Here is an 8,740-nt window from a genome sequence, read left to right on the forward strand (position 1 = left end):
TTTTTGGTAAGTCTCTCCCTCTACTTATAGGAGGAGGGGCTTTTTTGTTTTATAATGAAAAGCGACGATTATTTTTAGAAGGGGAAAAACGTGAAGAAAAATAAAGTTGCTGCCACGGCCGCCAAAATAAAAGAGACATTCCAATATTTCGACTACCGGATCTTCATCGTCTACTTGCTTTTAATGACGATCGGGGTGATCGCGGTCTATTCGGCCAGTTCAGAAATCCTGCTGATCCACGGCTTCAAGGCCACGGTTTACGGGCAAAAGCAGCTGCTCTACGCCTTTTTCGGGGTATTGATCTGCCTGGCCTGTTACAGCATCAACCTGGACTACTTAAGGCGGGGCAAGTTGCTCTTGTGGCTGCTGGTAATTGTGGGCGGCTTATTGGTCTATGTCCGCCTCTTTGGCCAGGCGGTCAACGGGGCCAAGGGCTGGATCAACCTGGGCCCAATCAACATCCAGCCCTTGGAATTAGCCAAGCTGGTCCTGACTTTGTATCTGGCCCGGATGCTGGCTAAGGCCGACGGGCGGTTAGTGCGCGGACATATCATCTCCCAGCTTTTGCCTACGGCAATCATCGCGGGTTTACTAATGATCCTGGTTTTGATCGAACCTGACTTCGGGGGGACAGCCATCCTTTTTTGCCTGGTCCTGATCATGTATTCAGTTTCCGGAATCCCGACCGGCTACATCCTCTTGAGTATCATCGGCATCACCGTTCTGGTGGTCGGGGGCTTCCGCTTGATCGTAGCCTGGAACCCGAGCTTCTTGCAGGATGTTTACGCCTACAAGCGCTTTATTGCCTTCCTGCACCCGTTTAAGACGGCTGCCAATGAAGGGGCCCAGCTGGTCAATTCATATTATGCTATCCATAACGGGGGCCTTTTTGGCTTAGGCCTGGGCAACAGTATCCAGAAGCGGGGCTATCTGCCGGAACCTTACACCGACTTTATTTTGTCGATCATTGCCGAAGAAGTTGGCTCTCTTGGCGCATTAGTAGTCTTGGGCCTGCTTTTCTACCTGATGATTTTGATCATGGAGCGGGGGGTCAAGGCCCAGTCCCAGTACTCCACCTTGATCTGCTTCGGGGTGACCGCGATTATCTTTTTCCAGACTTTATTTAATGTTGGCGCGGTCTTAGGCCTCATGCCGATCACCGGGGTGACCCTGCCCTTTATCTCTTACGGGGGTTCCTCACTCTGGGTCTTGTCGGCAGCGATCGGCCTGGTCTTAAATGTTACCGCGGAAGAAAAAATCAGACAGGAGGTGCAAGCAGAGGATGAGTATTAACCAAGAATTAGCTGAGCAGGAGATTGCCAGCCGGACCAGCTTGATCGTTTATTTGCGTAATGTCAACAACGATCAGTTCAAGCTGCGCAGGTTCGGGGACATTGTTTATTTTTCCAAAAAGCTGCACTATTTGATTCTCTACGTCAACCAGGCAGAGGCGGAAGAAACGGCAAGCAAGCTGCGGACCTTCAGCTTTGTTAAGAAGGTTGAATTTTCCCAAAATGATGCCCTGGACCTGGACAACCAGAAGATTGAGCAGCAGATCAGTGACATGGCCAAGGAGGCCGAAGAGAAGTTAAATCAGACAGATAAAGAGGACTGGATTAAGTGAGAATTATTTCTGGAAAATACGCCAAACGGAACTTGTTTACCCTCAAGAGCCAGAAGACCCGGCCGACCAGCGACAAGGTCAAGGAATCCTTGTTCAATTCCCTGGGCCAGTTTTTTGCTGGAGGAGAGGTCCTGGACCTGTACGCGGGCAGCGGGGCTTTGGGGATTGAGGCAGTTTCCAGAGGCTGCGAGCATGCGGTGCTGAACGACGTCAGCCGGCCGGCCTGCCAGATCATCAGGAAAAACGTGGACTTGACCAAGGAGCCGGACCGCTTTGAGGTCTTCACCATGCCGGCGAAAGTGGCCTTGAAGGTCTTCGCTGACCAGGAAAGGAAGTTTGACCTGGTCTTTTTGGACCCGCCATATGCCAAGCAGCAAATGGTCAAGGACATGACAGCTCTGGCTTCGCTGGACCTGCTTAAGCCGGGGGCAAAAATTGTCGTGGAAACTGATGAGCAGACAGACTTGCCGCCGGTTGCCGGCTTTGACCTTTTGAAAGACCACCATATGGGCAAGACGATCGTAAGAATTTACCAGAGGGCAGAATAGATGACGACAGCGTTGTTTCCGGGGAGTTTTGACCCCATTACCAACGGGCATATGGATACAATTGAGCAGGCGGCGAAGGTCTTTGACCGCCTCTTGGTCGTAGTGATGACCAACAACTCAAAAAAGGCGCTTTTTACGCCGGATGAGCGGGTGGACTTGATCAAGGACGCGGTAAAAGAGCATGGCCTGGCCAATGTCGAGATCCTGGCCCGGCCGGGCCAGCTGACGGTGGACCTGGCCAAGGAATTAGAGGCCGGGGTTTTAGTACGCGGGGTTCGCAACAGCAGCGATTTTCTCTATGAGCAGCAGATCGCCCAGTTGAACCGGGACCTGGCCCCGGACCTGCCGACTGTTTTGTTTATGGCTGAGGCGGCCAATAGTGCTTTGGCATCGAGCATGCTGAAGGAAATCGCCATGTTTGGCGGCGAGCTGGACCGCTTTTTGCCCAAAAAGGCTGCCAGAGCCTTGAAGGAGAAGCTGCAAAGTGAAAGTTAAGAAAGATGGACAAAGCAAGAAGTGGCGCCGGGCCCTGGTCGGCTTGTTTGCGGTTATCCTGCTGGCCCTGGTCCTGCTCTTGCCAACCAAATACGTGATTGAGGCGCCCGGGGATGCCCTGCCGGTCGGCAATTATTTAAAGACGGCCGGGGTTAAGGCTAAAAATAACCTCTACTTCGTGACCGTGAGTGAGCGGAGGGCGGTTTTGGGCGATTATTTATGGTCCTTTACCCAGCCTTATGAAGACCGCCTGACCATGGATGAAGTGACCGGGGGATCAAGCACGGAGCAATATGAACAGCTGCAGGAATGGTACATGCAGACCAGCCAGCAGACGGCCATCTATTACGCGGCCAAGAAGGCCGGGCTTAAACCCAAGCTGAAATACCAGGGCGTATATGTGATGGACCTGCAGTCCAGCTCCAGTTTTAAAAAGAAGCTCTTGATCGGGGACACGATCGTAGCGGCTAATGGGCACAAGTTCAAGTCTGTCCAGGGCTTTATGAGCTACCTGCAGAAGCAGAAGATCGGGCAGGAGGTGTCGATTACGGTTTTGCGGTCCGGGAAGAAGCAGACTTTTACCGGGAAAATCGTCAAGGTGAAAGGCACCGGCAAGCCGGGGATCGGGATCAGCATGGTGGAAAGGGTCAAGGTGGAAGTCAGCCCGAAGACGACGATTAGCACGGGCGACATTGGCGGCCCGTCAGCTGGTCTGATGTTCTCCCTGGCCTGCTACCAAAACTATACTGGCAAGGACTTGACCAAGGGCCACAAGGTAGCCGGGACGGGGACGATCGATGCAAACGGCAAGGTCGGCATTATCGGCGGCGTGGACAAGAAGGTCGTGGCCGCGGATGAAGAAGGGGCAGAAGTATTTTTCGCCCCAACTGACCAGACCGGGGTCAAGAAGTCCCAGACCAACTACGCGGTGGCCAAAAGAACGGCCAAGAAGCTGGGCACGAAGATGAAGATCGTGCCGGTGGCAACTTTTGATGATGCCTTGAAATACCTGCAAAAGCATTACAAGTAGAAAACTGAATAGTTAAGAAGAGAACCGGAGCCAGCCTCCGGTTCTTTTTTACCTCAGTAAATTTTGTCTTTTTCTTTATATTTAGGAAAAAAGACCATTTTTGGCGTATTAGTTATTGAGGTGATAAAAATGAATCAGTCAAACGAAAGAACGGAAGGCAAGCAAAAGCTGCAGGACCTGCTTGCCTGGCTTATGGATAAGAAAATGTACATCGTAGTCGTCTTGCTGGCGGCCGGGGGCTTTTATTATGCCAACCGGCAGCCGGCTGCTGACAATTCTGCTCTTTTGTCCAGCAGCCAGAGCATGAGTGAAAACAGCGGGAAAAGCCTGCAAAGCTCTAGTGTCAGTTCAGTGGCTGCTAGCGCCAGCTCAGCGGCTTCTGCGGCAAACGCTGAAGTAGTCTGCGATATTTCAGGAGCGGTCAAGCACCAGGGGGTCTACCGGCTGAAAAACGGAGCCCGGCTGGAAGACTTGATTGAAAAGGCCGGGGGCTTGACCAAGGATGCCCAATTGCAGCCCATCAACCGCAGCCAGCTTTTAAAAGACCAAGACAAGATCTACATCCCCGGCAAGGGGGACAAGATGGAAGCGGCCCAGACCGCTAACTCTGCTGCAGCATCCGCTCCGGCTTCTTCTACTTCTGCATCAGCCTCAGCCTCATCAGTCTCTTCTTCAACTTCCGGGGCAGCTTCTGGTGACTTGATCAATTTGAACACGGCTACAGCCAGCGATCTGCAGAAGCTGAACGGGATCGGGGAGAAGAAGGCCGAGCAGATCATTGCCTACCGGCAGGAAAAAGGGTCTTTTAAGAGTATTGACGAGTTGAAAGAGGTGTCGGGAATTGGCGACAAGACCTTCGCGGCAATTAAGGACCAGCTTACAATCTAGCCTGCAAGCCGGCTTTTACTTTCTTTTGGCCTTGGCCAGCGTCAGCTTGTGCGGGATCTTCCAGTCGCAAAAATGGGGGAAGCTTTTTGCCCTGGCCGCCTTGTTCTACCTGCTCTTTTTGCTCAAGGATAAATATGGCGGTTTGTTTAAACTCGCCCTGGCCTTCTTGCTCTTATTGACTTTGGTCCTGGCTAAGGACCAGGTTAAGCCGGGTGAGCCGGCAGGCGACATCCGCCTGTACCCCGACCAGGTGAAAATTACCGACGGCTGGCTGAGCGGGCGGGGGCAGACGGCCACGCAGAAAGTGCAAGTTTACGGGCCGGCAAGCCGGGAGGCACTAGCCTTGCTGGAAAACGGGCAAAGCATCGACTTAACTGAAGTTGGCGGCGCGGTCAGTGAAATAGAGCCAGCGACCAATCCCGGCCAGTTTGACTACCGCCGCTATTTGGCCAGCCAGCATGTCTACCGGCAGGTCAAGCTGGCTCATTATCAGGTCAAGCTGGCTCCGGCTAGTCTTCTTACCCGCCTGCATGGCCTCCGCTGGAAAATTCAAGCTTATCTGAAGCGCCTGCCCCGCCTACTGGCCTTTTTTGCCAGTGAACTGCTGCTAGCGGAAAATCCGGCTGGGGACAACCAAGCCAACTTGAATACCTACCGGGACCTGGGGGTTATCCATATCTTGAGCATTTCGGGGATGCATGTGGGCATTTATGTCTTTGCTCTGGCGGTTTTCGGCAGCTACCTGCACATGACCAAGGAGGAAGTTTTTGCCGCTTCCTGCGCTCTATTGACCTTTGAGGTCTTCTTGAGCGCGGGCCAGCCAGGTTTTATCCGGGCGACTCTTAGCTATGTTTTTTCAGCCGGATTAGCCTTTAAGAGCAGGAGGATCGGCCGGGCTGACCTGTTGGGCTTGACTTATTGCTGCCAGCAGCTTTTTACTCCCCGCCTTTTGCTGGAAACCGGCGGGATCTTGACTTATGTATTAGCCCTGGGCCTGGTCTTGACGACGAAATTGCCAGACTGCAAGCAGGCTTTTTGGCTGAATGGCCTGCTGACGCCTTTTTTGCTCTACTTTTTCTACCAGGTCAATGTCTGCACGATTTTTTACAATGTTTTAGTCGTGCCCTATTTCAACTATATCGTCATGCCCATGACCGGCCTGGCCTTGCTGGCTCCGCCGGGTCTAGCGGCTTTTTTTGAAAAAATCCTGGAGGCGGCGGAAGGGATGCTGGCTAATGTGGCGAAAACCGGCTTTGGCCAGCTGATCTATGGCCAGGTCAAGGCCTGGCAGCTGGCCCTGCTTTTTGTCTTAACCTTCCTGTATCTCATAACGCGGAAAAAGAAATACCGCAATATTCTGGCGGCGGTCTATCTCTTAATTTTTGTTAGCATCCACTTTCCCTTGGAAGGGCAGGTCTCTTTTATCGATGTGGGTCAGGGCGACAGCATTCTTTTAACGACGCCCATCCGCCGCCAGGTCTACTTGATCGATACCGGGGGCAAGCTGACTTTTGGTAAAAAGAAACAGAGCCAGCCCCAGATCGACCGGATTACCATTCCTTTGCTTAAAGCCCAGGGAATCAGCCAGATCGACGGGGTCTTCGTCAGCCACCAGGATGCTGACCATGTTGGTGACCTGGGCCCCTTGCTCGAGGAAATGCCGGTTAAGCGCCTCTATATGGGAGCAGGTCTTATTCAAAATCCGAGCTTTAGGGCCAGGATAGCCGGCCGAGTAGAGAAGACCGAGCTGGTTGATCTGAAGGCAGGGATGGAGGTGAAAGAAGCGATCAACTTCCAGGTTCTTCACCCGGAAGTAGCGGGAAAAGGGGAAAACAAGGACTCTTTGTCGCTTACCTGCCGCCTGGCTGGGAAAAGCTGGGCTTTTACCGGGGACCTGGACCAGGCAGGTGAGGAGGCAATCATTAAGAAGTTTCCCGATTTGAAAATTGACTACTTCAAACTTGGCCACCACGGCAGCGATACTTCTTCTTCAACTGTCTTTTTGCGGGCAATCCAGCCAAAATTAGTCTTTATCTCCGCTGGCCGGAACAACCGCTACCACCACCCCAAGCCGGAAACCTTAGCCAAATTGCACCAGCTGGGGATTCCTTATCTCAATACCCAAACGGAAGGGATGATCAGCTGGCATTACGGCATCAGGGAATACTTCAGCAGTTTTCTGGAAGGGCGGCGGGTGTGTTATCATTATTAAGGAGTTTACTTTTAGAGGGAGGAAAGCGGCTTGCCAAATTTGATATCCCTGTTTCCTAACAGCCAGGCGGGAAACCCGAATGTCCTGCTGCAGGGACCGGACGCTTTTTTAAATGACTATCTGGCCCATAACTATGTCCAGCAGGCAGCCTTTCAAGGCCTGGAGAAGGTGACGGTTGACTGTGAGAGCGACCCGCTGGACGACTTGATCGCGGCCTTGGCAGAAGCCAGCCTTTTCAGCCAGCAAAAATTAGTCTTAGTCAAGAACCCCATCTTTTTGACGGGAAAGTTCCCGGTCAAGTACAAGCAGCAAGGGGACCGGCTGCTGGAAATCTTCAGTCACCTGGACCAGATCGACGACGTGATCGTTTTAGTCGCCAGCTATGAGAAGCTGGACCGGCGCAAGAAACTGACCAAGCAGGTGGAAAAGAGCTTCAATACGGTCTCAACAGCGGTCAAAAGCTATGAAAGCGGCCGGGTTATGCAGGCCTTGGTCAAGGCTGAAGGCTACCGCTTTGCCGGCGGGGCCCTGGACTTGCTCATGGAGAGAAGTGACCAGGTCCTGGACGCGGCCTTGGGCAATTACAACAAGCTGAAGGCGATCAGCGACGGCCAGGAAATCAGCCGGGACCTGGTGGACCGGAATATCGATCTCAGCTTAGATCAGAACGTTTTTGCTATTCTAGAGGCTGCCTTAAGAGGGGACTACCAAGAGGCAATCGACCGCCTGGACGGGCAGCTGCGGGAGGGGACTTATCCCTTGCAGCTGGTCGCGGTCTTTTTCAGCCAGGTTGAATTTTTGCTCTGCGTGAAGGTGATGGGGCAGAGAAGGCGGAGTGAAAGCGAGATTGCTAAGGAATTGTCCGCCCACCCTTACCGGGTCAAGACAGCCTTGAAGTCCAGGGCGAAGGTCGGCCAGCTGAAGAAAATGCTGGGCCAGCTGATCCAGCTGGACTACCGCTACAAGAGCGGGGTCTACCAGGGCAGCCGCTTTTTAAAGGCTTTTATCCTGACCTGCTAGGCAAAAAGAGAAAAAACAGGGAACAGAAAAAGACAAAAGAAAAAGAGCGGGAAACGAATTGTTTCTCGCTCTTTTGTTGATTGCTAGTTTAATTACTTAGCAAGCTTAGCCAAACGACTCTTGTTACGGTTAGCCTTGTTCTTGTGGATCAAGCCCTTTGAAGCAGCCTTGTCCAATTCACGGATAGCAGCAACGTATAATTCGGAGGCGTTGTCCGCACCAGCAGCTTGAGCAGCCTTAAACTTCTTAACGGCAGTTCTCATAGTGCTGAGTTGAGCAGCATTGCGTTCGTTAGCAACAGCTTGAGTCTTAACACGCTTGATAGCAGATTTGATTTGTGGCATTAGGTTCACCTCCAATAACTGAATGAAATTCACTAAGTTATTATACTGAAAGCCAGCGCCAGATGCAAGAAGAAATTTTACTTGCTTTTTCCAAAAAATCGGGTATGATTATATTTGTTATGTGAACCCCTGGCGTTGTCTTTACGCTTCACCTAACGGCTGACGCTGTCCGGGGCAATTTTTCAAAAGAAAGGTGCAGAAACATGGCAGTTTCAAAAGAAAGAAAGAACGAAATCATCAAGGAATACGCAACTCACGAAGGCGACACTGGTTCCGTAGAAGTACAAGTTGCTGTTTTGACTGAAGACATCAACAACTTGACTCAACACATGCGTGAACACTCACACGACCACCACTCATACGTTGGTCTGTTGAAGAAGATCGGTCACCGTCGTAACTTGCTCCGCTACTTGCAAGAAAATGACTTGGAACGTTACCGTGCTTTGATCGCTCGTTTGGGTTTGCGTCGTTAATCAAAGACCTACCAAGAGGCTGGGATTTTGATATGACCCCCGAAATTAGGACACTAATTTCGGGGGTTATTTTCATGACTAAATACACTAAAGAAATCAAACTTGC

General features: G+C 51.8%; 10 protein-coding genes. 9 read left to right on the forward strand and 1 reads right to left on the reverse strand.

Annotated features, from left to right (window positions below; translation table 11 throughout):
* Nucleotides 1-90: 90 nt before the first annotated feature.
* The 8 genes from FD23_RS01015 (at nucleotide 91) to holA (ending at nucleotide 7,817) form a co-directional block, all read left to right on the forward strand.
* A complete protein-coding gene (locus tag FD23_RS01015; RefSeq protein ID WP_080988396.1) occupies nucleotides 91-1,293 on the forward strand; it encodes an FtsW/RodA/SpoVE family cell cycle protein in 1,203 nt (400 codons plus the stop codon).
* Nucleotides 1,283-1,624, forward strand: coding sequence for a YlbG family protein (locus FD23_RS01020; protein WP_025895109.1), 342 nt, complete (start codon nucleotides 1,283-1,285; stop codon nucleotides 1,622-1,624). Before FD23_RS01015 ends, FD23_RS01020 begins: the two co-directional genes overlap by 11 nt.
* Nucleotides 1,621-2,172 (forward strand): 16S rRNA (guanine(966)-N(2))-methyltransferase RsmD, encoded by a 552-nt coding sequence (gene rsmD / locus FD23_RS01025; protein WP_003619212.1) that lies wholly within the window; start codon nucleotides 1,621-1,623, stop codon nucleotides 2,170-2,172. The genes FD23_RS01020 and rsmD overlap by 4 nt, the downstream gene beginning before the upstream one ends.
* Nucleotides 2,173-2,667, forward strand: coding sequence for a pantetheine-phosphate adenylyltransferase (gene coaD, locus FD23_RS01030; RefSeq protein WP_052933613.1), 495 nt, complete (start codon nucleotides 2,173-2,175; stop codon nucleotides 2,665-2,667). It begins immediately after the preceding gene.
* A complete protein-coding gene (locus tag FD23_RS01035) occupies nucleotides 2,657-3,697 on the forward strand; it encodes a SepM family pheromone-processing serine protease (protein ID WP_025895106.1) in 1,041 nt (346 codons plus the stop codon). The genes coaD and FD23_RS01035 overlap by 11 nt, the downstream gene beginning before the upstream one ends.
* Before the next feature lie 129 nt (nucleotides 3,698-3,826).
* The gene (locus tag FD23_RS01040; RefSeq protein ID WP_025895104.1) at nucleotides 3,827-4,585 is read left to right on the forward strand and encodes a ComEA family DNA-binding protein; all 759 of its coding nucleotides are present in this window, start codon (nucleotides 3,827-3,829) and stop codon (nucleotides 4,583-4,585) included.
* Nucleotide 4,586: 1 nt separating this feature from the next.
* Nucleotides 4,587-6,797, forward strand: a complete 2,211-nt coding sequence (locus tag FD23_RS01045; protein WP_074027754.1) for a DNA internalization-related competence protein ComEC/Rec2 — start codon at nucleotides 4,587-4,589, stop codon at nucleotides 6,795-6,797.
* A gap of 30 nt (nucleotides 6,798-6,827) precedes the next feature.
* Nucleotides 6,828-7,817 (forward strand): DNA polymerase III subunit delta, encoded by a 990-nt coding sequence (holA, locus tag FD23_RS01050; RefSeq protein WP_003617510.1) that lies wholly within the window; start codon nucleotides 6,828-6,830, stop codon nucleotides 7,815-7,817.
* 92 nt (nucleotides 7,818-7,909) lie between these two features.
* Here the strand turns inward: holA and rpsT are convergent, their stop codons facing one another.
* Nucleotides 7,910-8,161 (reverse strand): 30S ribosomal protein S20, encoded by a 252-nt coding sequence (gene rpsT / locus FD23_RS01055; protein ID WP_025895101.1) that lies wholly within the window; start codon nucleotides 8,159-8,161, stop codon nucleotides 7,910-7,912.
* Between the two features lie 203 nt (nucleotides 8,162-8,364).
* Here rpsT and rpsO point away from each other — a divergent pair, with 203 nt between their 5' ends.
* A complete protein-coding gene (gene rpsO, locus FD23_RS01060) occupies nucleotides 8,365-8,634 on the forward strand; it encodes a 30S ribosomal protein S15 (RefSeq protein ID WP_002879084.1) in 270 nt (89 codons plus the stop codon).
* Nucleotides 8,635-8,740 lie beyond the last annotated feature (106 nt).

Origin of the sequence: Lactobacillus delbrueckii subsp. delbrueckii DSM 20074 = JCM 1012 (assembly GCF_001433875.1) — a bacterium.
GTDB lineage: Bacteria > Bacillota > Bacilli > Lactobacillales > Lactobacillaceae > Lactobacillus > Lactobacillus delbrueckii.